Source organism: Allokutzneria sp. A3M-2-11 16 (assembly GCF_024213555.1).
In the GTDB taxonomy this organism is placed as follows: Bacteria; Actinomycetota; Actinomycetes; order Mycobacteriales; family Pseudonocardiaceae; genus Allokutzneria.
The window spans coordinates 137,722-158,267 of record NZ_JANAVO010000004.1 but is presented as its reverse complement, the minus strand read 5'-3'; the positions used below and the strand labels follow the sequence as shown (position 1 = coordinate 158,267).

The 20,546-nt window shown below is 70.1% G+C and carries 20 protein-coding genes and 1 riboswitch; of the genes, 10 read left to right on the top strand and 10 right to left on the bottom strand.

From position 1 onward, the window contains the following. Positions 1-61: 61 nt before the first annotated feature. Together NLX83_RS25035 and NLX83_RS25030 are read left to right on the top strand one after the other, a co-directional pair. Entirely contained in the window at positions 62-745 is a 684-nt protein-coding gene (locus NLX83_RS25035; protein ID WP_254237601.1) for a Crp/Fnr family transcriptional regulator, read from the top strand. Positions 746-868: 123 nt separating this feature from the next. Beyond that, on the top strand, positions 869-1,666 hold the full coding sequence (locus NLX83_RS25030; protein ID WP_254237600.1) for a hypothetical protein: 798 nt from the start codon (positions 869-871) through the stop codon (positions 1,664-1,666). Positions 1,667-1,732: 66 nt separating this feature from the next. Here NLX83_RS25030 and NLX83_RS25025 read toward each other — a convergent pair whose 3' ends face one another. Beyond that, positions 1,733-2,095, bottom strand: a complete 363-nt coding sequence (locus tag NLX83_RS25025; protein WP_254237599.1) for a DUF2203 domain-containing protein — start codon at positions 2,093-2,095, stop codon at positions 1,733-1,735. A gap of 131 nt (positions 2,096-2,226) precedes the next feature. Between NLX83_RS25025 and NLX83_RS25020 the strand changes: the two genes are divergently transcribed. Genes NLX83_RS25020 through cobM form a run of 3 tightly spaced genes read left to right on the top strand, consistent with a single transcriptional unit; the run spans position 2,227 to position 4,886 of the window. Next, positions 2,227-2,937, top strand: coding sequence for a S1 family serine peptidase (locus NLX83_RS25020; RefSeq protein ID WP_254237598.1), 711 nt, complete (start codon positions 2,227-2,229; stop codon positions 2,935-2,937). A gap of 9 nt (positions 2,938-2,946) precedes the next feature. Beyond that, positions 2,947-4,146 (top strand): precorrin-6y C5,15-methyltransferase (decarboxylating) subunit CbiE, encoded by a 1,200-nt coding sequence (cbiE, locus tag NLX83_RS25015; RefSeq protein ID WP_254237597.1) that lies wholly within the window; start codon positions 2,947-2,949, stop codon positions 4,144-4,146. Further along, positions 4,143-4,886, top strand: coding sequence for a precorrin-4 C(11)-methyltransferase (gene cobM, locus NLX83_RS25010; protein ID WP_254237596.1), 744 nt, complete (start codon positions 4,143-4,145; stop codon positions 4,884-4,886). Before cbiE ends, cobM begins: the two co-directional genes overlap by 4 nt. 141 nt (positions 4,887-5,027) lie before the next feature. On the opposite strand, the gene NLX83_RS25005 is transcribed toward cobM, so the two are convergent. Next, entirely contained in the window at positions 5,028-6,095 is a 1,068-nt protein-coding gene (locus tag NLX83_RS25005) for a cobalt-precorrin-5B (C(1))-methyltransferase (protein WP_254237595.1), read from the bottom strand. A gap of 17 nt (positions 6,096-6,112) precedes the next feature. Between NLX83_RS25005 and NLX83_RS25000 the strand changes: the two genes are divergently transcribed. Then, on the top strand, positions 6,113-6,853 hold the full coding sequence (locus NLX83_RS25000; protein WP_254237594.1) for a cobalt-precorrin-6A reductase: 741 nt from the start codon (positions 6,113-6,115) through the stop codon (positions 6,851-6,853). Here the strand turns inward: NLX83_RS25000 and NLX83_RS24995 are convergent. The 3 genes from NLX83_RS24995 to NLX83_RS41970 are packed head-to-tail and all read right to left on the bottom strand — an operon-like array spanning position 6,828 to position 10,077. Next, positions 6,828-8,303 (bottom strand): precorrin-2 C(20)-methyltransferase, encoded by a 1,476-nt coding sequence (locus NLX83_RS24995; protein WP_254237593.1) that lies wholly within the window; start codon positions 8,301-8,303, stop codon positions 6,828-6,830. The two genes, NLX83_RS25000 and NLX83_RS24995, sit on opposite strands and share 26 nt — an antisense overlap. Then, positions 8,300-8,926: a precorrin-8X methylmutase gene (locus NLX83_RS24990; protein WP_254237592.1), complete on the bottom strand. Its 627-nt coding sequence runs from the start codon at positions 8,924-8,926 to the stop codon at positions 8,300-8,302. Before NLX83_RS24990 ends, NLX83_RS24995 begins: the two co-directional genes overlap by 4 nt. After that, positions 8,923-10,077: a hypothetical protein gene (locus NLX83_RS41970; RefSeq protein ID WP_254237591.1), complete on the bottom strand. Its 1,155-nt coding sequence runs from the start codon at positions 10,075-10,077 to the stop codon at positions 8,923-8,925. The genes NLX83_RS24990 and NLX83_RS41970 overlap by 4 nt, the downstream gene beginning before the upstream one ends. 49 nt (positions 10,078-10,126) lie before the next feature. Then, positions 10,127-10,192: riboswitch (cobalamin riboswitch) on the top strand. Positions 10,193-10,251: 59 nt separating this feature from the next. Here NLX83_RS41970 and cobN point away from each other — a divergent pair. Then, positions 10,252-13,881: a cobaltochelatase subunit CobN gene (gene cobN, locus NLX83_RS24980; RefSeq protein WP_254237590.1), complete on the top strand. Its 3,630-nt coding sequence runs from the start codon at positions 10,252-10,254 to the stop codon at positions 13,879-13,881. Here cobN and NLX83_RS24975 read toward each other — a convergent pair. The 3 genes from NLX83_RS24975 to NLX83_RS24965 are packed head-to-tail and all read right to left on the bottom strand — an operon-like array spanning position 13,850 to position 16,324. Then, a complete protein-coding gene (locus NLX83_RS24975) occupies positions 13,850-14,749 on the bottom strand; it encodes a hypothetical protein (RefSeq protein WP_254237589.1) in 900 nt (299 codons plus the stop codon). The genes cobN and NLX83_RS24975 overlap by 32 nt on opposite strands. A gap of 12 nt (positions 14,750-14,761) precedes the next feature. After that, positions 14,762-15,556 (bottom strand): MerR family transcriptional regulator, encoded by a 795-nt coding sequence (locus NLX83_RS24970; protein ID WP_254237588.1) that lies wholly within the window; start codon positions 15,554-15,556, stop codon positions 14,762-14,764. 33 nt (positions 15,557-15,589) lie between these two features. After that, entirely contained in the window at positions 15,590-16,324 is a 735-nt protein-coding gene (locus tag NLX83_RS24965) for an alpha/beta fold hydrolase (RefSeq protein WP_254237587.1), read from the bottom strand. 149 nt (positions 16,325-16,473) lie between these two features. On the opposite strand from NLX83_RS24965, the gene NLX83_RS24960 reads away from it, so the two are divergent. Then, positions 16,474-17,151 (top strand): DsbA family protein, encoded by a 678-nt coding sequence (locus NLX83_RS24960; RefSeq protein ID WP_254237586.1) that lies wholly within the window; start codon positions 16,474-16,476, stop codon positions 17,149-17,151. Further along, complete coding sequence (locus NLX83_RS24955; RefSeq protein ID WP_254237585.1) at positions 17,148-17,816, top strand: vitamin K epoxide reductase family protein; 669 nt, start codon at positions 17,148-17,150, stop codon at positions 17,814-17,816. The genes NLX83_RS24960 and NLX83_RS24955 overlap by 4 nt, the downstream gene beginning before the upstream one ends. On the opposite strand, the gene NLX83_RS24950 is transcribed toward NLX83_RS24955, so the two are convergent. Both NLX83_RS24950 and NLX83_RS24945 read right to left on the bottom strand, forming a co-directional pair. Beyond that, entirely contained in the window at positions 17,813-18,418 is a 606-nt protein-coding gene (locus tag NLX83_RS24950) for an NIPSNAP family protein (protein WP_254237584.1), read from the bottom strand. The genes NLX83_RS24955 and NLX83_RS24950 overlap by 4 nt on opposite strands. Positions 18,419-18,697: 279 nt before the next feature. Beyond that, the gene (locus tag NLX83_RS24945) at positions 18,698-19,516 is read right to left on the bottom strand and encodes a VOC family protein (RefSeq protein WP_254237583.1); all 819 of its coding nucleotides are present in this window, start codon (positions 19,514-19,516) and stop codon (positions 18,698-18,700) included. A gap of 182 nt (positions 19,517-19,698) precedes the next feature. Here NLX83_RS24945 and NLX83_RS24940 point away from each other — a divergent pair, with 182 nt between their 5' ends. Continuing rightward, on the top strand, positions 19,699-20,535 hold the full coding sequence (locus NLX83_RS24940) for a methyltransferase domain-containing protein (RefSeq protein WP_256564369.1): 837 nt from the start codon (positions 19,699-19,701) through the stop codon (positions 20,533-20,535). The last annotated feature ends 11 nt before the right edge of the window (positions 20,536-20,546 follow it).

Sequence of the window (20,546 nt, the reverse complement as noted above, 5' to 3'; positions counted from 1 at the left end):
AGTACTCTCCGGGGTGGCTTGCGGGGGGTGCAAAGCCCCTCGGCGAGGCCCGGGAGGCGTCATGGACGAGGGAACCGCAACGCCCGCGGTGTTCGCGAAACGCTTGAGCGCCAGCACCGCGGCGCACCTGCGGACCCTGGGCACCGTGCAGTCCTACAAGCGCGGGACCCCGGTGCTGCACGCGGGCGAGGCGGGGGACAGCGTCGTGCTGCTGCTCGCCGGGCGGGTCAAGGTGGTGGCGCGGGGCCGCAACGGCTCGGAGGTGGTGCTCGCCCTCGGCCAGCCGGGTGATCTCTACGGGGAGATGGCCGTGCTCGGGGAGCGGCCGAGGATGGCCGACGTGGTCGCGGTCGAGGACGTCGAGGTCCGCAGGATCAGCGCCGAGGCGTTCCGGCGGTTTCTCGCCGACTACGACGACGCCCGCCGGGAAACGCTGATGATGAACTTCGCCAGGCTGGCATATGCCAATGAACAAAGGCTCGTGCAAACCCAGGGCGATGTCACCTACCGGCTGGCGCGGCGCCTGCTCGACCTCGTCGCCGAGAACGGGAGACCGGTCGGTGACGGCGGCTGGCAGATCGACGTCCCGTGGTCCCAGCGCGATCTCGCGCAGAGCCTTCCCGCCTCGGAGACCTCGGTGGACCTGGCGCTGCGGCGGCTGCGCGAGCTGAACCTGGTGGATACCCGCTATCGCACGATGGTGATTCTTGATCTTCCGGCGCTGCGCGCTTTTACCCAGTCCTGATCACATCACCCGTTAGCGCAAGGGCCGCTGTCCACAATTCCCCACTTTTCGGGAGTCCGGCAGTTCCGCGCCGGACAGACTTCTCCCATGCATTGCGTAAGCAGACGCGTGGAGGGAGCGACTGTGGCAGTGGAGGTACCCGCGACACACGCCGTGCTCGCCGTCGACGTCGTCAGCTCGACCCAGGTGGCCGACGACCAGCTCGACAGCATGAAGACCGACCTGGACGACCACCTCGACCGGGCCCTGCGCGCGGTCGGCCTGGACCGCGAGGCCGCGGTGCAGCCCCGGCACACCGGCGACGGGGTCCTGCTCGCCTACGCCGAGGACGCCGCGCCGCGGCTGGTCGAGATGCTGTTCCACCTCGACCACCTGCTGCGCTGGCGCAACCGCGAGCACCGCATCCCCCTGCGCGCCCGGATGGCCGTCCACTGTGGACCCATGCGCGAGGAGGGCCACTACCATCGGCCCTACATCGTGGCCAGCAGGCTGTTGGACGCCCCGGCCTTCCGCGCGGCCGTCGCCCAGTGCATGGCGACCGACCCGTGCGGCGACAAGGTCGGGGCCGCGCTGGTCGTCTCCCGGTGGGTCTGGCACAACGTCGTGGAGCCGTTCCGGATCATGCAGGTCCCGCCCGCCCGGTGCGCGCCCGTGCCCATCGACAGCTCCACCTACCAGGACCTGGCGTGGATCCACCTGCCCGGCATGGACGCCGACCACGTGCTCGCCCAGGCCCACGCCCAGTTCATGGCCACCGCACCCGTGCCGCAGCCCGTTCCCCTGCCCCAGCAACAGACCGCGCGGCCACCGCGCTTCACCCCACCACCGCGCCCGGCAGCACCGAGCACCGTGGCACCAGGGGAGAGTGCCGCGATGAACGGAGCCGTCCCGCACACCGACGACTACACCCGGGTGAGCTGAGCGAGGGGCCGACCTGTCGGCGGGGTCAGGTCGGCCCACCCGCCCCACCGGGTGCCGAAACGCGGGTCAGGGGAGGCGGCGGCGTGCGGCGAAGCCCAGGTCGGCGCGGTGGTACCAACCGAGTTCGGCCTCGCCTTCGAGCCAGCACAGCAGGACGGGCACGCCGTCGAGTTCGGCGGGGAAGTCCACCAGCAGCGGCGCGAATCCCTTGAGCTCGGCGCCGGTCTCCTGCACCCGTGTCATCAGGTCGTCGAGTTTCGCCTGTGCCGCTTTGAATTCCGGCAGCCCGCCGAGGCGCACCGATCGGCCGCCGTCCGCGACCGTGCCCGCGAGTTCGGCGGCGTCGGCGCGTACGGCCACGATCTCCCGCAGCACGGGCTGGAGCCGTTCCAGCTCCGCGCGCGCCTCGTCAACCGTAAAGATTGCCATGCCCCGAGCATGCCACCCCGGACGATGTTCGCCATACTCTGCGGGCCGATATTCGCGCCGTCCGAAGGGAAACCGCCGCCGTGCGCCGAAAGGTTCTCGCGATCGCAGTTTCAGCATTGACAGCAGCGTCGTTGACGGTTCTGCTCCCGTCCGTCACCGCGAACGCCATCGCGGGCGGGAGCGCGGCCAGATCGGGGGAATTCCCTTCCGCCGCATACGTGCAGGAGCTGGGCGAGTTCGCCTGCGGCGCGATCCTGGTTGGCGAGCAGCACGTGCTCACCGGTGCCAGTTGCGTGCGGCAACCCGATCCCGCGACGCTGAAAGTGGTGCTGGGCGGGCATTCCCTGCGGATGGCCGCACCCGGGCAGCGCGCGGTCGGCGTGGAAAAGGTCGTCGTGCACCCGGGATACGACAGCTCCAAGCTGACGAACAATGTCGCGGTCATACGGTTGTCCGAAAAGGTCGCCGCGACGAAGCGCATTCGGCCGGTCGAACTCGGCCGTGACCAGCCCACCGGCGACGTCGTTCTCGCGGGATGGGGCCACGATCGCAACGCCAAGCCGCCGTATTCGCTGCGAAAGGTGACCGTGCGGCCGGTTCAGCACGCCACGTGCGTGGCGAACTACGAAGGTGTCGGCCACGTCGGCGCGGGCGCACTGTGTGTCGGCGGATTCGAGGGCAAGGGCGCCTGCATGTTCGACAACGGCGGCCCGATGTACGCGGGCGGAAAGCTCGTCGGCGTGATCTCGTGGGGTGTTGCCCCGTGCGGGCAGCTGCGCTACCCGACCGTCGGGAGCAGCGTTGCTCACTACGCGGACTGGATCGCCGCTCAGCTGACATAGGGTCGGCGTGTGGAAGCTGACTTCGTCAGCGTCGTCGGTATCGGCGCGGATGGCTGGGACGGGCTCCCGGAAAGCGCGCGGCGCCTCGTACTGGGCGCCGATGTGCTCTTCGGGAGCACCCGACAGCTCGCGCTCGTGCCCGGCCACGCCCAGCGGGTCAGCTGGCCCTCGCCGCTGCTGCCAGCGTTGCCGGGCCTGCTCGACGCCAACCGCGGCAAGGCGATCTGCGTGCTGGCCAGTGGCGACCCGATGTTCTTCGGTATCGGCTCGACCCTGGCGCGGCTGATCGGCCCGGAACGGTTGCGGGTCGTGCCGCACCCCTCGTCGGTGTCCCTGGCCTGTGCGCGCCTCGGCTGGCCGCTCGACGAGGTCGAGGTGATCACCGCGGTCGGCCGCCCCGTGGAGTCGGTGAACGCCGCGATCCATCCCGGTCGCCGGGTCATGGTGCTGAGCGCGGACGGCGGCACACCCGCGGAGGTCGCGGAACTGCTCACCGACCGCGGGTACGGCGCCAGCACGATGACGGTGCTCGAACACCTTGGCGGACCTGAAGAACGCAAGATCAGTTCCACGGCGGCCGACTGGCACGAGAAGTGCGGGGCGCTCAACGTGATCGCCGTGGAGTGCGCGGGGCCGAAGCTCTCCTCGGTTCCGGGCCTTCCCGATGACGCCTACGAACACGACGGCCAGCTCACGAAGCGCGAGGTCCGCGCCGTGACCCTCGCGATGCTCGCACCCGTGCCCGGCGAACTGTTGTGGGACGTCGGCGCCGGAGCGGGCAGCATCGCGATCGAGTGGTCCCGCGCGCATCCGAGCTGTCGCGCCATCGCGATCGAGAAAGACCCCGAGCGCGCCGAGCGCATCGTGGACAACGCGAAAAGGCTTGGTGTGCCGTCGATTCGGGTGGTGCGCGGGGCGGTTCCCGACGCATTGCCGGACGAGCGGCCCGACGCGGTGTTCATCGGCGGCGGCGTCACGGTGCCCGGAGTGGTGGAGCGCTGCTTCGAAGCGCTGAAGCCGAGCGGGCGGTTGGTGGCCAACGCGGTCACCGTCGAGTCCGAAGCCGTGCTCGCGCGCTGGCACGCCGAACTGGGCGGGGAGTTGGTGCGCCTCGCGGTCAGCAGGGGCTCGCCGGTGGGTGGTTTCACCGGCTGGCGGGCGATGATGCCCGTGACGATCTTGATTGCTACCAAGGGAGAACCGACGTGACCGTGTACTTCATCGGAGCCGGGCCGGGCGCGGCCGATCTGATCACGGTGCGCGGTCAACGGGTCATCGAGTCCGCGCCGGTGTGCCTGTACGCGGGCGCCTTCGTGCCGGACGAGCTGCTGAAGCTCTGTCCGCCGGACGCGCGCGTGGTCGACACCGCGAAGCTCAACCTGGACCAGATCATCGACGAACTCGTTGCGGCGCATGGAGAAGGCAAGGACGTCGCGCGGCTGCACTCCGGCGATCCCTCGGTGTTCAGTGCCATGGCCGAACAGATGCGTCGTCTCGACGACGCCGGTGTGCCCTATGAAGTGGTGCCCGGCGTTCCCGCCTACGCGGCTGCCGCGGCGAGCCTCAAGCGTGAGTTCACCGTGCCCGGCGTGGGGCAAACCGTCGTCCTCACCAGGACTTCCGCGCGCTCCACGCCGATGCCCGACGGTGAGGATCTGACGTCACTGGGCCGCAGTCGCGCCACGATGGTCGTTCACCTTGCGGTGCAACGGATCGACGAGGTCGTCGCGGAGCTCGTGCCCAACTACGGCGCGGACTGCCCGGTCGCTGTCGTCGCTTGGGCGAGCCGGGAAAACGAGGTGATCCTGCGCGGGACCCTCGCGGACATCGCCGACCAGGTGCACGCCGCGGGCGTCCGCACCACCGCGGTGATCGTCGTCGGAAAGGTGCTCACCGCGAGCGGTTTCCTCGACAGCCACCTGTACTCCGCGACCCGATGCCGCACGTGACCGTGGTTACCCCGTCTTCAAGTACACCCCACCCGCCAAATGATCACCACTAACCGCCCCCAACCCCCGCCGAGGTATGACGCGGTCAGCGGTGATCGAAAGAGGGGTTCGGGGTACTTGAAGACTGCGGAACCAGCGGAGCTAGGCGCGGCCCACGATCACGCCCGCGCGGTCGATCACCACGATGTCGACCGCGACCGGGGCCTCGGCGAGAACGTTGCGGCAGGTGGCCAGCGCGCCCACGGCGATGAGATCTCCCAGCGGCAGACCGGCTTCCTGGCACAGGTGCAGCGCGCCGAGCGCGGTGTTCGAGCCTCGCACAGCCGAAACCAGATCGGCGGAGCCGCCCGCCCGCGCGGTGAAGTCGGCCAGCAGGTCGTGGTTCACCTGGGAGCGCCCGGAATGCAGGTCGAGGTGCCCATCCGCCAGCTTGGACATCTTGCCGATGCCGCCCGCGATGGTCAGGCGGGGCACGGGATGCCGCGTGATGTACTTCAGCACCGCGCCCGCGAAGTCGCCCATGTCCAGCAACGCGTCCTCCGGCAGCCCGTACAGCTCTGCGGCGGCCTTCTCCGACGTGCTGCCCGTGCAGCCCGCGACATGCTGGTAGCCCGCTGCGCGCGCGACGTCCACACCACGCCGGATGCTGTCGATCCACGCCGAGCACGAGTACGGCACCACGATTCCCGTTGTGCCCAAAATGGACAGTCCACCCAGGATTCCCAATCGAGGATTCCACGTGTGCTTGGCGATTTCCGCGCCGTTGTCCACCGAGATCTCCACGATCACATCACCGGAACCACCGTGCGCGGCGGCCACGCGGGCGACGTGCTCGCGCATCATCTGACGCGGAACCGGATTGATCGCTGGCTCGCCTACCGCCAACGGCAGCCCGGGTTTGGTCACCGTGCCGACCCCTGGGCCCGCGCGGAAGACCACACCGGAACCCGGAGTGCCGTGCCACACCGTCGCGGAGATCGAGGCCCCGTGGGTCACATCGGGGTCGTCGCCCGCGTCCTTGACCACCGTGGCGTAGCCGGAATCCGGCCGAAGCCGCTCGCGCGCCAGAGCGAAGGCGGGGCGTTGTCCCTTGGGCAGCAGGATCTCCACCGGGTCGGGGAACTCGCCGGTGAGCAGCGCCGTGTAGGCCGCGGTGGTCGCCGCCGTGGCGCACGCCCCCGTCGTCCAGCCGTAGCGCAGAGTGCTCACCGGGACAGGATGCAACAGTGACGAGAACCGTGCTGGTCCTGGGCGGGACCGGGGAAGCGAGGCGGCTCGCCGAGGAGCTGCGCCCGGGCCTGCGGGTGATCTCCTCCCTCGCCGGACGCGTCCGCGAGCCGAAGCTCCCGGTCGGCGAAGTGCGCGTGGGCGGGTTCGGCGGTGTGGAGGGACTGGCCGCCTGGCTCGCCGACAACCACATCGATGCCGTGGTGGACGCCACGCATCCGTTCGCGGCGACGATGACCGCGTCCGCGGCCGAAGCCACCACGCGGCTCGGGCTGCCGTTCCTGGTGCTCCGCAGACCGGGGTGGGCCGAGGAACCCGGCGACCGCTGGCACTGGGTGGACTCGATCCAAGAAGCCGCGAACGTCGTGCAACCCTTGGGGGACAGGGTTTTCCTCACCACGGGCCGCCGCGACCTGCACGCCTTCGCCGAGCTGGACAAGTTCTTCCTCGTCCGCTCGGTCGATGCGCCTGATCACCAACCGAGCCGGACGCACGTGGTCCTCGATCGCGGACCGTTCACTGTGGACGGTGAGATCGATCTGCTCCGCGAGCACAAGATCGACGTGATCGTCACCAAGGACAGCGGTAGCCCGATGACGGCCGCGAAGCTCGTCGCGGCGCGTCACCTCGGCCTGCCCGTGGTCGTTCTCCGTCGCCCGCCGCTGCCGGAGGGGGTTGCCGAAGTGGCAACGGTGGCCGAAGCCCGCGAGTGGCTCATGCGGGATAACGGCGAGGAGTGAACACCACCCCGTCGCGAACCTGGGTCGCCGAGGACCCGATCAGCAGCAGGCAGCGCATGTCCACTGTGGACGGATCGAGCTCGGCGAGGCGCACGACGCGGACGGACTCCGCGGGCCCGCCGACATCGCGGCCGATCACCACCGGCGTGTCCGGCGACCGGTGCTCCAGCAGGAGGTCCCGGGCCCGCGACACCTGCCACGTCCGGCTCCGCGAAGCCGGGTTGTAGATCGCCAGCACCAGGTCCGCCCGTGCCGCCGCCGTCAGCCGCTCGGCGATGATCTCCCACGGTTTCAGCCGATCCGACAACGAGAGCACGCAGAAGTCGTGGCCGAGCGGAGCGCCCACGCGGCTCGCGACCGCCTGCGCCGCGGTGAGCCCGGGTAGCACGCGCACGGGCACATCGGCGAACTGCTCCTCGCCGGCCACTTCGAGCACCGCGCTGGCCATCGCGAACACGCCGGGGTCACCCGACGAGACAACGACGACCCGCGAACCGCGCTTGGCCAGATCGAGCGCGAACGCCGCGCGCTCCGCCTCGACCTTGTTGTCCGAGGCGTGCTTGCGTTGGCGTGGATTCGTTGGCACGCGGTCGATGTAGGTGACATAACCCACGAGGTCGTCGGCGGACGCGAGTGCGGCCTGGACCTCCGGAGTCATCCATTCGCGACCGGCCGGGCCGAGCCCGACCACCACGACCTCGCCAGCGCCGGACGGTCGAGCGTCCACAGTGGATGGATCTCTGCTCGGCAGGATCGCGATCGAGAAGTACGGCACCGTCGACGGATCAACGTCGGCAAGCGGTGAGATGCGCTGCTTGCCCGTGGTGGCGCGCTCCACGTACCAGGCTTCGCCGAGCCGTCCCGCAGTGTCCAAAGCGGACCGAACGCTCTCGAAAGTACGACCCAGCTTCATGATCGCGGCGGAGTCGGTGGCGGCGATGCGCTCCGCCAGCTCCTCGGTCGGCAGGGTGCCGGGCAGCACGGTCAGCGTCTCGTCCCGCTCCACCAGCGGTCGGCCCAGCTCCGCCGAAGCACCGCTCACCGAGGTCACTCCGGGAACGACCTCGGTGGGGAAACGATGTGCGAGCCGCTTGTGCATGTGCATGTAGGAGCCGTAGAAGAACGGATCACCGGCCGCCAGCACGACAACGTCGCGGCCCGCCTCAAGATGCGCGGCGAGCCGCGAAGCGCACGATGAGTAGAACTCGTCGATCGCGCCCTGGTAGCCGCCGGGGTGGTCGGTCTCCTCGGTCGTGACGGGGTAGACCAGCTGCTCTTCGATCTGGTCGCCGCGGAAGTAGGGCTCGGCGATCGCGCGAGCGACGCTGCGACCGTGCCGGGCGCTGTGGTAGGCGATCACGTCCGCCGCGCCGATCAGCCGCGCCGCCTTCACCGTCACCAGTTCCGGGTCTCCCGGACCGACTCCGACGCCGTATAACCGCCCGCTCATTCTTCCTCGCTCGCGATCGCGTTGAGGGCCGCCGCGGTGATCGCGCTGCCACCGCGTCGACCACGGACGACCAGGTACTCCAGCCCCAAGTCGTTGTCCGCCAATGCTTCCTTCGACTCCGCCGCCCCGATGAAGCCGACCGGCATGCCCAGCACCGCGGCCGGACGGGGCGCTCCGAGAGCGATCATGTCGAGCAGGTGGAACAGCGCGGTCGGCGCGTTGCCGATCGCCACCACGGCGCCTTCGAGCTTGTCACGCCACAACTCCAGCGCCGCCGCACTGCGTGTGTTTCCCAACGACGAAGCCAAATCAGCCACGCGCGGATCGCGCAGGGTGCACAGCACCTCGTTGTCGGCGGGCAGCCGCTTGCGTGTAACTCCGGCCGCGACCATGTTGGCATCACACAGGATCGGCGCCCCTGAACGCAGCGCTGCCCGTGCGTCGGCGACCACGCGCGGCGAGAAAGCTATGTCCTGCACCAGGTCCGTCATCCCGCACGCGTGGATCATGCGCACCGCCACCCGGGCCACGTCCTCCGGGAGCCCGCTCAGATCGCTCTCGGCGCGGATGGTCGCGAAGGACCGGCGGTAGATCTCCGCACCGTCCTTGATGTACCCGGTCACGTGTTCCTCCTGGCCGCTGCGAGCGCGGCGGCCGTGTCAGGGGCCAGCTTCTCGTTGACCTCGTAGCCCTCGTCGGTCGCCACGACGTCGATCACCTGCCCCTGCGGGCGGCCGCACCGACGTGAGCAACCCGACCAGTGCACCCGCTGCGCACTCGGTTCCGGCCGCTCGCGCAGCCAGGCGGCGGCATCCGCGCGCACGTCGGCGACCGCCTTCACACAGCCGGGCATCCCAGCGCACGAAGTCACGCCGTGCCAGGGCGAGTTCGGGTCGATGATCAGGTCGCGCCCGACCACCGTCGACGGCTCCACCCCGCGCAGCACGATGCTGCGCCACGGGGTCAGCCGCAGCGTCGGCCCCGCCGCGCGCAACAGCTCCCGGGACTGCGCCGCGTCGAGCCTGCCCAGCGGCGCGCCGACGACCAGCGTTCTCGGCGTCGCGAAGCCGGTCCGCAGCGGCACGGCGGGCCGGACCATCAGCCTGCGCCGAGTGACCGGCAGGGCCAGCCGTTGCAGGACCCGTTGCGGCCCTTCGGTCAGCTCGTGCAGCCGCCAGGCGGCCGAACCCTGCCGCCTGCGCTCCACCAGGAACGCCTGCGCGGCGGCGATCACGGTGGTCACGGTCTGGTTCTCCGGCACCCGCACACCGGTGTCCTGGCTCGCCAGCAGCAGCGCCCAGTCCGGCCCCACACGCGCCAGCCCGACGTCCCCGCCGAGCCCGCTCACGTCGCCCTGGCTGTCCACGGTGATCAGGAAGCGACCGGGCAGATCGGCCAGCTCCGGCCACGAGCACAGCTCCCGGTCCAGTTCGTCGACCAGTGGCTGGTCCGCGCCGAGCGGCGAGGCGATGATGTTGCGCACGCGCTCGTGGCTCAGCGACGGCAACAACCCGGCCTCGCGCAGCCGCTCGGCCAGCTTCGCCTCCGCCCCCGGCCGCAGCCCGCGGATCTGGATGTTCGCCCGCGAGGTCAGCTCCAGCTGCCCGTCGCCGAGCGCCGCCGACGCCGCGAACACCGCGTGGAACTGGGGCGCGGTCATGGTGCCGCCCGGCACCCGGATGCGCGCGAGTCCGCCGTCTGCCGCGCCGTGCACGGTGACCGCGCCGGGGCAGGCGTCCCGGCGCGAGCGGTCGGCTGGGGCGTCGGCTGGCACCCGGCGGATGCTACTTGCCGAGTATGGTCACGGCGAACAGCGCTACGCGGAGGAAGCCGGTGGAAGTCCGGCGCGGTCCCGCCACTGTGACTCTGAGAAGAGGAGCCAGGAACTCCAGTAGCGCTGTGCCCACATGAGCCGGGGCGAGGACCCCGGGGGAGCGGAGCGTGTCCTGTGCTGCTGTTGTTGTCGACCTCCGACACAGACCTGATGTCGGCCCGCGCCAGCGGCGCCGACTACCGGCTGGCCAATCCGGCCAGGACCGATGTCGACGATCTCCCGGGGTTGGTCGAGGGCGTTGACCTGGTGGTGGTGCGCATCCTCGGCGGTCGGCGGGCCTGGGAAGAGGGTCTCGACGCACTCCTGGCCGGTGCGGTTCCCGTGGTGGTGCTCGGCGGTGAACAGGCCCCCGACGCGGAGCTGATGGAGCTGTCCACGGTGCCCGGCGGAGTCTGCGCGGAGGCCCACGCCTACCTCGCGCACGGCGGCCCGGCGAACCTCGCCGAGTTGCACAAGTTCCTCTCCGACACCGTGCTGCTGACCGGTTTCGGCTTCGCGCCGCCCGCGCCGACGCCGACTTGGGGACCGCTGGAACGAGAAAGCGCACAAGAAGGCCCCACCGTCGCGGTCCTCTACTACCGCGCTCACCATGTGGCGGGAAACACAGCGTTCGTCCACACGTTGTGCGATGCGGTCGAGGAAGCCGGAGCCCGCGCGCTGCCGATTTATTGTTCGTCGTTGCGCACTCTGCAGATGCTCGATCCCGCAAGCGGATCTTCAGGAGAGCCGGAACTCCTTGAAGAACTGGGCAAAGCGGACGCGCTGGTCGTCACGGTCCTGGCCGCCGGTGGCACCAAGCCCGCCGCCGCGTCCGCGGGAGGCGATGAGGAAGCGTGGGACGTCGGCGCGCTCGCGGCGCTCGACGTGCCGATCCTGCAAGCGCTCTGCCTCACCAGCAGCCGCGCGGCGTGGGACGAGAACGACGACGGACTGTCCCCTTTGGACACCGCGACGCAGGTGGCGGTCCCGGAGTTCGACGGGCGGATCATCACGGTCCCGTTCTCCTTCAAGGAGATCGACGAGGACGGCCTCACGGTCTACGTCGCCGATCCCGAGCGCGCCCGCCGGGTGGCCGGGATCGCGTACCGGCACGCAGTGCTGCGGCACATCCCGCCCGCCGAACGGCGCATCGCGATCATGCTGTCGGCCTATCCCACCAAGCACTCCCGCATCGGCAACGCGGTCGGCCTGGACACCCCGGCCAGCGTCGTCCGGCTGCTCAGCGCGATGCGCGAGCGCGGCTACGACGTCGGCCCGCTGGACGGTCTCGACGCGCTGCCGGGCCTGGCCGCGCTCGACGGTGACGCGTTGATCCACGCGCTGATCGCGGCGGGCGGCCAGGACGCGGACTGGCTGACCGAGGAACAGCTCACCGGCAACCCGGTGCGGATGCCCGCCGACCGCTACCGAGCCTGGTACGGGACGCTGCCGGAGGACATGCGCGAGGAGATGGAACAGCACTGGGGCGCCGCACCAGGAAACCTGTTCGTCGACCGCTCCGCCGACCCCGATGGCGAGATCGTGCTGGCCGCGCTGCGCACCGGCAACATCGTCGTGATGGTGCAGCCGCCGCGCGGCTTCGGCGAGAACCCGATCGCCATCTACCACGATCCGGACCTGCCGCCGAGCCACCACTACCTGGCCGCATACCGTTGGCTGACCGAGGATTTCGGCGCGGACGCGGTGGTGCACGTCGGCAAGCACGGCAACCTGGAGTGGCTGCCGGGCAAGACGGTCGGCATGTCGGCGGGGTGCGGCCCGGACGCGGCGCTCGGCGACCTGCCGCTGATCTACCCGTTCCTGGTCAACGATCCCGGCGAGGGCACCCAGGCGAAGCGCCGCGCCCACGCGACACTCGTCGACCACCTGGTGCCGCCGATGTCCCGCGCGGACAGCTACGGCGACATCGCGCGCTTGGAGCAGCTGCTCGACGAGTACGGCAACATCGCCGCGATGGACCCGGCGAAGCTGCCCGCGATCCGCGCGCAGATCTGGACGCTGATCCAGGCCGCCAAGCTCGACCACGACCTCGGCATGGCCGATCGCCCGCACGACGCGGAGTTCGACGAGTTCCTGCTGCACGTCGACGGCTGGCTGTGCGAGGTCAAGGACGTGCAGATCCGCGACGGCCTGCACGTGCTCGGCCAGGCCCCAGAGGGGGAGGCCAGGGTGAACCTGGTGCTGGCGATGCTCCAGGCCCGCCAGATGTGGGGCGGCGCAACGTCTCTGCCGGGGCTGCGCGAGGCACTGGGGCTCGTCGAGGACGGCAGCGCGTCCAGGACCGGCACCGACGCGGTGGAGGAGACCGCGCGCAACCTGGTGCAGGGCATGGAGAACGCGCAGTGGGACGCGTCGGCCGCGGTGCGCGTCACGCGCGAGGTGCTCGGCCGCGCCGACGACCAGATCACCGAGATCCTGACCTTCGCGGCGGTGGAGGTGGTGCCGCGGCTGGCCCGCACCACCGACGAGCTGGACATGGTTCTGCACGCCCTGGACGGCGGCTACGTGCCCGCGGGCCCGAGCGGATCACCGTTGCGCGGCCTGGTGAACGTGCTGCCGACCGGCCGCAACTTCTACTCGGTCGACCCGAAGGCGGTGCCGAGCCGCCTCGCCTGGGAGACGGGCCAGGCGATGGCCGACTCCCTGCTGGCCCGCTACCGCGCGGACACCGGCGAGTGGCCGCCTTCGGTCGGCCTGTCGATCTGGGGCACCAGCGCGATGCGCACCGCTGGCGACGACATCGCCGAAGTCCTTGCGCTACTTGGTGTCCGGCCGGTCTGGGATGACCAGTCGCGCCGCGTGTCCGGCCTCGAAGTGATCCCGCTTGCGGAGTTGGACCGCCCGCGCATCGACGTCACGATGCGCATCAGCGGCTTCTTCCGCGACGCGTTCCCGCACGTGGTCGGACTGCTCGATGACGCGGTGCGGATGGTCGCGGAACTGGACGAGCCCGCCGAGCAGAACTTCGTCCGCGCCCACGTGCTCGCCGACAAGGCGGCGCACGGCGATGACCGCCGCGCCACGATGCGGATCTTCGGGTCCAAGCCGGGCGCGTACGGCGCGGGTCTGCTCCCGCTGATCGACAGCCGCAACTGGCGCGACGACGCCGATCTGGCCGAGGTGTACGCGGTGTGGGGCGGCTACGCCTACGGCCGCGAACTCGACGGTGTGCAGGCACGGCCGGACATGGAGACCGCGTACAAGCGGATCGCGGTGGCGGCCAAGAACATCGACACGCGCGAACACGACATCGCCGACTCCGACGACTACTTCCAGTACCACGGCGGCATGATCGCCACGGTCCGCGCGCTCACCGGCAAGGCCCCCGCGGCTTACATCGGCGACAGCACGCGGCCGGACGCGGTGCGCACCAGGACGTTGAGCGAGGAGACCACCCGGATCTTCCGTGCCCGCGTGGTCAATCCCCGTTGGCTCGCAGCGATGCGCAAGCACGGCTACAAGGGCGCGTTCGAGCTCGCGGCCACAGTGGACTACCTGTTCGGTTACGACGCCACGACAGGCGTTGTCGCGGACTGGATGTACGAGAAGCTGACCGAGACCTACGTGCTGGACGAGGAGAACCGCAAGTTCCTCACCGAGTCCAACCCGTGGGCGTTGCACGGCATCGCCGAGCGCCTGTTGGAAGCCGCGAACCGGGGCATGTGGGAACACCCGGAACAGGCCACCCTCGCCGCGCTCCAGGAGATCTACCTCAGTACTGAAGGGGACTTGGAAGAGCAGTGAGCAGCTCGTCGTAGGTCGGCGCGAGCGCTCGCAACGCGTCGGCGGCCCGCTTGTGATCGCCGACGACCAGCGGGTGCTGCGTCGATCCGATGAGCCGCGCCTGCTCGCCGAGGATCCGGGACGCCCTGATGAGTCCGGTGCGCGCCAGGCAGGTCGCCGCGTCCGCGACCCGCCTGGCCCCCACGCGCACGGCGAAGTGGATCAGGTGTTCGCGCGGGTGCTCCCCGGCTTCGACCAGATCGGCGAGCGCTTCGGCGGCGGCACCGTTGTCTCCCTGGGACAACCAGTGGACCGCGATCGGCACGGAAGCCCTGATCGCGTCCACTTCGGACACTTCGGCGATCCTGGTGAAGCCGGTTCGCATGGTGAAAGGCTTGCCGTAGCCGACCTCCTCGATCCGCCACGCTTCGACGAAGTCATCGAGCGGCAAGGACGCGTACGGGAAGCCCTGCGGGTCGTGCATGAGCACTCGCTCGTCGTCCACCTCGATCACGACGACGTAGTGGTCCGCCCCGATCGGCCCGGTCATGTCGGGCTGGTGCCGCAGGTGCCCCATCTCGACGGGGCCGACCCACACCGGACCGTCCACAAGGGACTCCCGGAGCAGGCTGAGCGCCTCGCCCGCGTCGGTGGCCCGAACCGTGGTCGAGGACCACCCGAGCGCCGTGAGAGCGCCGTCGAAACCCGCTTCCGGGGTCCAGCCGCACGGGTCGAAGAACGGCAGGTTCCCGTTGACCAGCTGCATCCCGAACGGGCTGCCGGTCGCGGTCTCGATCACGGCGGTGGACGGCGCGTCGGCACCGAACACCATCGCGAAGGAGTTGCTGTAGCAGTAGGGGCCGGAGCCGACATACGGAAAGTGCGTCATGACGGGACATTCCTAGGGGTTGATGGGGTAGGTGACGTCGAACGGGGCACCGCCGGTGCCGGGATAGATCTCATATGGACTGTCCACACTGGTCAGACCGTGGCCGTCCAACCAGGTCTCGACCGCGTCGTACAACCGCAGTACCTGGGGGAACGCCGCATCCTCCTGCGACGCGGGGATGTAGGCCTCGCGCAGTGCGGGCCGGAATCGGATGCACAGGTCCGCCGCGGGCTCGACGCTGCCCGCGTAGGCGATCGACACCTCGACACGGCCCTCGCTGTCCCGCGTGAGCTCATCGTGGAAGTGCACGTTCATCGGTCCGTCCGCGTCGACCCCGTGCGCCCTCAGGTGCGCGCGCAGGTCGCGCTCCGCCTCGGCCATGACGGTGTCCAGCTTGGTGACGTCGATGACCTTCTGCCGGTAGAGCACCTTGCTCGCCGCCACGTCGCGCACCACGACGGCGGCGGACGGCCTGCCCTCGGCGTGGCGGGCCACGGCTTCCACGATCTCGGTCTGCTCGGCCAGCCGCTCGCCCTGCGCTCGCAGCCACGCCCGCAGCTCCAGGACCAGGGCCTCAGGGGGCAGCGTCACCAGCCAGGCGATCCGGGCGACGGGCAGCCCGAGCTGGCGCAACCGCGCGATCAGCCGAGCGCGCGGCACCTGCTCCTGCGCGTAGTAGCGGTAACCGGTGGCCGGATCGACGCGGGCAGGCACCAGCAGCCCCTGCTCGGCGTAGAGCCGCAGGGCCTTCGGTGACAACCGCGCCGCCGCGCCGAACCTCCCGGCCAGCAAGTACGCATCAGTCATGAACGCAGTCTGCGGCTCGCCCCAGGGGCGAGGTCAACCCGAATGCGCCCAGCGCACCGCCTCGACCACGCTTTCGGGGCGCTCCAAGGGAATGTGGTGACTGGCGTCCTCGACGAGCACGAACTCCCCGAGCGGTGAGCGCGCGGCGAGCTCCCGCAGGCTGCGCTCCTGGAACTCCGCCTGAGCCCTGGGGAGCCGAGGCCGCACACCGGCCCCGAGCACCCGCAGCCGCACGGCGGGCAGCCCGTTCCGCTCCACCACCTCCGTGGCCTCGGCGATGTTCTCCCGCATGTGCCGCAGCGCCCGCCCCAGTTCCCTGGTCCGCGGGCTCATCCGGAGCAGCAGGGGAGTCACGGCGAACCCGGCCCGTTGCAACGCCTTCGACCCCGGTCGCTGCCCGGTGGGCGTGGGGTCCACGAACACCAGCCCGGCCACGTCCTCGGGGTGGCGAGTGGCGAAGACCTGCGTCACCAGCGCGTCGAAGGACCAGCCGACGAAGACCGCGGGCAACCGGATCTCCAACCCCCGCAACAGTTCCCGGAGATCATCGGCCATCTCGGCGACCGTGCCGGGCGTATCCCCACCGGACTGCCCCGACCCGGCGCGGTCGTAGGAGACGACGGTGTGGCTCTCGGCGAGCAGTGCTTCCAGGTCCGGCCCCCAGCCGCCGTCGACCCCGGCTCCGGCCCCTCCGCAGTCGAGCACGACCGCAGGCCCTTTCCCCCGAATCCGGGCGCACAACGCCCGCCCTCGCACGTCGACCAGCACGACGAACCACCTCCTTTCGTCAACCTAGGTTGACGAGCGGGATGAAGTCAGCCCAGGTTGACGTGACAGGGTGGGACGCGACATCACCTCGCCTTGACAGGTGCCCAGGTAGACAGGGCGCGGACAGCCCACGTACAGGAGTCGGCACGATGACGAAGAACGCCAAGATCACCCTCGGCGTAGTCGCGGCGGTGGTGATCGCTGTCGCCGCCTTCGTGCTGATCCCCCGCGGCGGGTCGCCCCAGGTGAGCGGCGGCGCGCCGACCACCTCCGAGGTGCCGAGGGTGCCGATGGACGTGCTCGTCCGCCCCGACAGCCACAAGATCTCCTCCGCCGCCGACGGCAAGGCCACGATGGTGGAGTTCCTGGACTTCGAGTGCGAGGCGTGCGCCGCCGCCTTCCCCGCCGTCGAGCAGCTCCGCAAGGAGTACGCCGGGAAGCTCACCTACGTGGTGCGCTACTTCCCGATCGACAGCCACCCCAACTCCCACAACGCCGCGCGCGCCGCGGAGGCCGCCGCGCAGCAGGGCAAGTTCGAGCAGATGTACCTCAAGCTGTTCGAGAACCAGGAGAGCTGGGGGCACACCACCGAGTCCCGCGCGGGCGTCTTCGAGGGCTACGCCGCCGAACTGGGCCTGGACGTTGCCAAGTTCAAGGCCGCCGTCGTCGACCCCGCCACCGCCGCTCGCATCGCCAAGGACCAGGCCGACGGCGCCACGGCGGGCGTCGAGGGCACACCGAGCTTCTACATCAACGGAGCCAAGATCACCCCGCGCTCGGTGCAGGACCTCCGCGCCGCCATCGACACCGCGCTGGCGGGCCGATGAGCGCCCGGCCCGGGGCTCACGACAAAGCCCACGCCAGGTCCAGTGACGACGACGCCGACATCGACACGGACTACACAGCCGAAGACGACGGCCCGGTGCTGTCGACCCGCCTCATCGCGTGGGTGCTGACGGTCGGCGGCGTGCTGGGCACCGCCGCTTCGTTCGCGTTGGTCGTCGAGAAGTTCCTCCTGCTGGCCAACCCCTTCCACATTCCGTCGTGCACGGTGGACGCGGTGCTCAGCTGCGGCTCGGTCATGCGCTCGCCGCAGGCGGAGCTGTTCGGCTTCCCCAACCCGGTGCTGGGCGTGATCGCGTTCCCGGTGGTGACCACCCTCGGCGTCGTGCTGCTCGCGGGCGCACGGCTACCGCGCTGGGTGTGGCTGGGCCTCCAGGTGGGCGCGACCCTCGGCGTCCTCTTCGTGCACTGGCTGATCATCCAGAGCCTGTACGACATCCGTGCGCTGTGCCCGTACTGCATGGTCGTGTGGGCGGTGACCATCCCGGTCTTCTGGTACACCACCGTGCACAACCTGGACCGCGGCTACCTCGGGCTGCGCACGCCGCTGCTCGTGCGCTTCCACAGCACCGTGGTGACCACCTGGCTGCTGATGATCGTGCTGCTCGTCGGCCAGGCGTTCTGGGCCCACTGGATGTCGTTCTTCTAGCGCAGGCCGGACCGTGAGGTCGGCCGCAGCACCAGCTCCTCCTTTCCTTCGCCACCACGGAGAACCCCGGCGAACCGCTCGACGGTCACGAACACGTGCTCGCCCTCGCGCACGGGCAGCGCGGGGAAGGTGTTCGCCGCGTACTCGGAGCGGAAGCACGCGATGGGCCGGTAACCCAGCTCGTCGGCGTAGGAGTCCCTGAAGGGCTCCTCGCCGTAGTGGATGGTGACGAGGAACCTGCTCTCCGGCGGCGCTGTCGAGCCGGGAACTGGCCTGTCAGATAAGGGAAATCCCTCGCCGACCGGCCGCAACAGCAGTGCGTTGTCCGTGTCCACCATCGTCGCCCTCGCGGCGTCGCGGTGCTGGGCCCACACCGGCCCGCCGTAGAAGGCGCTCAACGCGCGTTCGCGCTTGGCCATGTCCGGGAACGACCTCAGCCAGACGAACCGGTCCGGGTCCGCCTCGTCCCGGAACTGCCCGATGACGCGCATGCCCGTGGCGTCCTGGGTCTCCAGGAACTCCCGGTCGAACAGCTCGATGAGCGCGTCCCTGGTCCCGGGCCGCAACGTGTACTGCCGGAGTTCGACCACCTGATCCGTCATGGCGCCGAACCTATGCCGCCGCCCTGACAATCACGGCCCCCGCTGTCCCGCTGTGGACCCACATCGCGGCCAAAGCCCTCCACACGCAACATCACCACCGCAGCCCAAACTCCCGTTTCGTACTCAAAACGGGTTTTTGGAGCGCTCTTTTTCCCGTTATGAGTACGAAACGGGGTTCTCTAGACGGCGCCCGCCGAGGAGGGGGTGAGCGGGCGGGTGCGGGGCATGGGCACAGTTTACGTGGTGTGCGGAGTGCGGGCGGGGTTCGCAGGACATGGCCTAGTCGTCGTAGGGATCTTCGGCCGGTGAGTCGTACTCGTCGACGGCCTGGCCCGGGTCGATCAACGCGAACCTGGTGCCGAGCGGATCGGCGAGCACGACGACCTTGCCGATGGTGGAGCCGTAGGGTTTGAACCGCAGCCGCGCCCCCGCGGCCCGCGCGCGGTCCAGGGTCTCGTCGAACCCGACGTCCGGGTCGATCGCGAAGTGCGCGATCCACCTGGGCGGCACGGGTTCCGCGCTGTCCAGGTTCATCCGGACCCTGGCGAGCACCGACTCGCCCTCGACGTACCAGACCACGTGGTCCACCCGGACCCCGTCGGCGACCTGCCGCTGCTCGTAGCCGAACACCGCGCCGAAGAACCGGTCCGCCAGCGTCGGCCGCGGCGTGATCAGCTCGGCCCACACCAGCGAACCCGGCAGCCCCACGGTGAAGTTCCAGTCCCGCGCCGGCTGGCACAGCCCGACCGTGGCCCCGCTCGGATCGTCGACGAGCACCTTCGCGCCCAGTCCCGGGATCACCTGCGGCTGCTCCAGCACCGAACCGCCGAAGCGCCGCACCTGGTGCGCGCCCCGGGCGAGGTCGGCTACGGCGAGGTAGAGCGTCCAGTCGCGCACCGGCCCGTCGTGCGGGCGCAGCCCGGCGACCGGCTCCCCGAACAGGGTCGCCACCGTGTAGTCCGCGCCGTGGTCGTCGCGCCGGACCTCGTAGTCCCAGCCGAGCACGGCGCGGTAGAACTCCTGCGTCGCCGCGGAATCCGCCGTCGGCAGTTCCGCCCAGCAGGGCTGGCCGACAGGCAGGGTGGACTTGCTCGGCATGCCGCCTCCTTGGTAGCGCGACGGATCACCCTATCGGGTACATGAGACATCACCGTGGCTACGGTGCTGCCAGGGCCGTTGGCCCGCCGCGGTCTTCCCCGCGCCGCACCGTGATTGCCTCCGCGACAGCCGGACCGACATCATGATCCGGCGCCGCCGCCACCCGTTCGACAGGAGACGAAATGAGTCACGAACAGCTGGTTCGCGAGTTCTATGATAACGCCGTCCACTGCTACGAATCGATCATGGGACACACCTGGCACCACGCGGATCCGGCCGCCGAGGCGCGGGGCCTGACGGGCCTGGCCGCGGCCCAGGAGCTGGAGGAGCAGGTCGTCGCGCTCGCGGGCCTCAAGCCGGGGGACTACGCGCTCGACTTCGGTTCCGGGGTCGGCGGCGAGACCGTCTACATGGCCAAGGTGGCCTCCTGCAACTTCGTCGGGCTGTGCAACAACGAGGGGCTCAGCGCCCGCGCCCGCGCGCTCGCCGAGAAGACCGGCATGTCCGACAAGGTCAATTTCTTCACCATCGGCGACGAGGACTACAAGACGCTGGTCGCCTTCCCGGACGCCTGCCTCGACGCGGTGATCTTCTACGAGTCGGTCTGCCACCTGCCGGACAAGGCGGCGTTCTTCCGGGCGGCGTACCGGATCCTCAAGCCGGGCGGGCGCATCGTCGGCCTGGACTGGCTGCAGCGGCCGTTCGGCGAGTACCAGACCGAGGAGCAGATCCTCGGCGCGATCAGCGGCGTGAACGAGTACTACCGGATCGCCTGGCACGGCACCGTCGACAAGTACCGCGAGATGATGACCGAGGCCGGGTTCGACGTGACGCTGGCGCGGGACCTGTTCGAGGGCGTCAAGTGCTGGGGCAGCACCCCGGACGGGGAGCGTCCACAGTGGACCAACTACGAGGGTCCCGAGGGTGAGTTCTTCCGCAAGGGCAAGGTGGCGCTGGACGCGGCACGGGACGCCGGCGTGTTCACCGTCGGCCTGTTCGCCGCGACCAAGCGCGCGTGAAACCCTTGTGA

Bases quoted from the DNA above. Each gene is read 5' to 3' on its own strand.
- NLX83_RS24940 (WP_256564369.1), top strand. From the start codon at position 19,699: ATGAGTCACGAACAGCTGGTTCGCGAGTTCTATGATAACGCCGTCCAC.
- NLX83_RS24995 (WP_254237593.1), bottom strand. From the start codon at position 8,303: ATGAGCGGGCGGTTATACGGCGTCGGAGTCGGTCCGGGAGACCCGGAA.
- NLX83_RS24960 (WP_254237586.1), top strand. From the start codon at position 16,474: ATGACGAAGAACGCCAAGATCACCCTCGGCGTAGTCGCGGCGGTGGTG.
- NLX83_RS25025 (WP_254237599.1), bottom strand. From the start codon at position 2,095: ATGGCAATCTTTACGGTTGACGAGGCGCGCGCGGAGCTGGAACGGCTC.
- NLX83_RS24975 (WP_254237589.1), bottom strand. From the start codon at position 14,749: ATGACGCACTTTCCGTATGTCGGCTCCGGCCCCTACTGCTACAGCAAC.
- NLX83_RS24955 (WP_254237585.1), top strand. From the start codon at position 17,148: ATGAGCGCCCGGCCCGGGGCTCACGACAAAGCCCACGCCAGGTCCAGT.
- NLX83_RS24950 (WP_254237584.1), bottom strand. From the start codon at position 18,418: ATGACGGATCAGGTGGTCGAACTCCGGCAGTACACGTTGCGGCCCGGG.
- NLX83_RS24945 (WP_254237583.1), bottom strand. From the start codon at position 19,516: ATGCCGAGCAAGTCCACCCTGCCTGTCGGCCAGCCCTGCTGGGCGGAA.
- NLX83_RS25035 (WP_254237601.1), top strand. From the start codon at position 62: ATGGACGAGGGAACCGCAACGCCCGCGGTGTTCGCGAAACGCTTGAGC.
- NLX83_RS24970 (WP_254237588.1), bottom strand. From the start codon at position 15,556: ATGACTGATGCGTACTTGCTGGCCGGGAGGTTCGGCGCGGCGGCGCGG.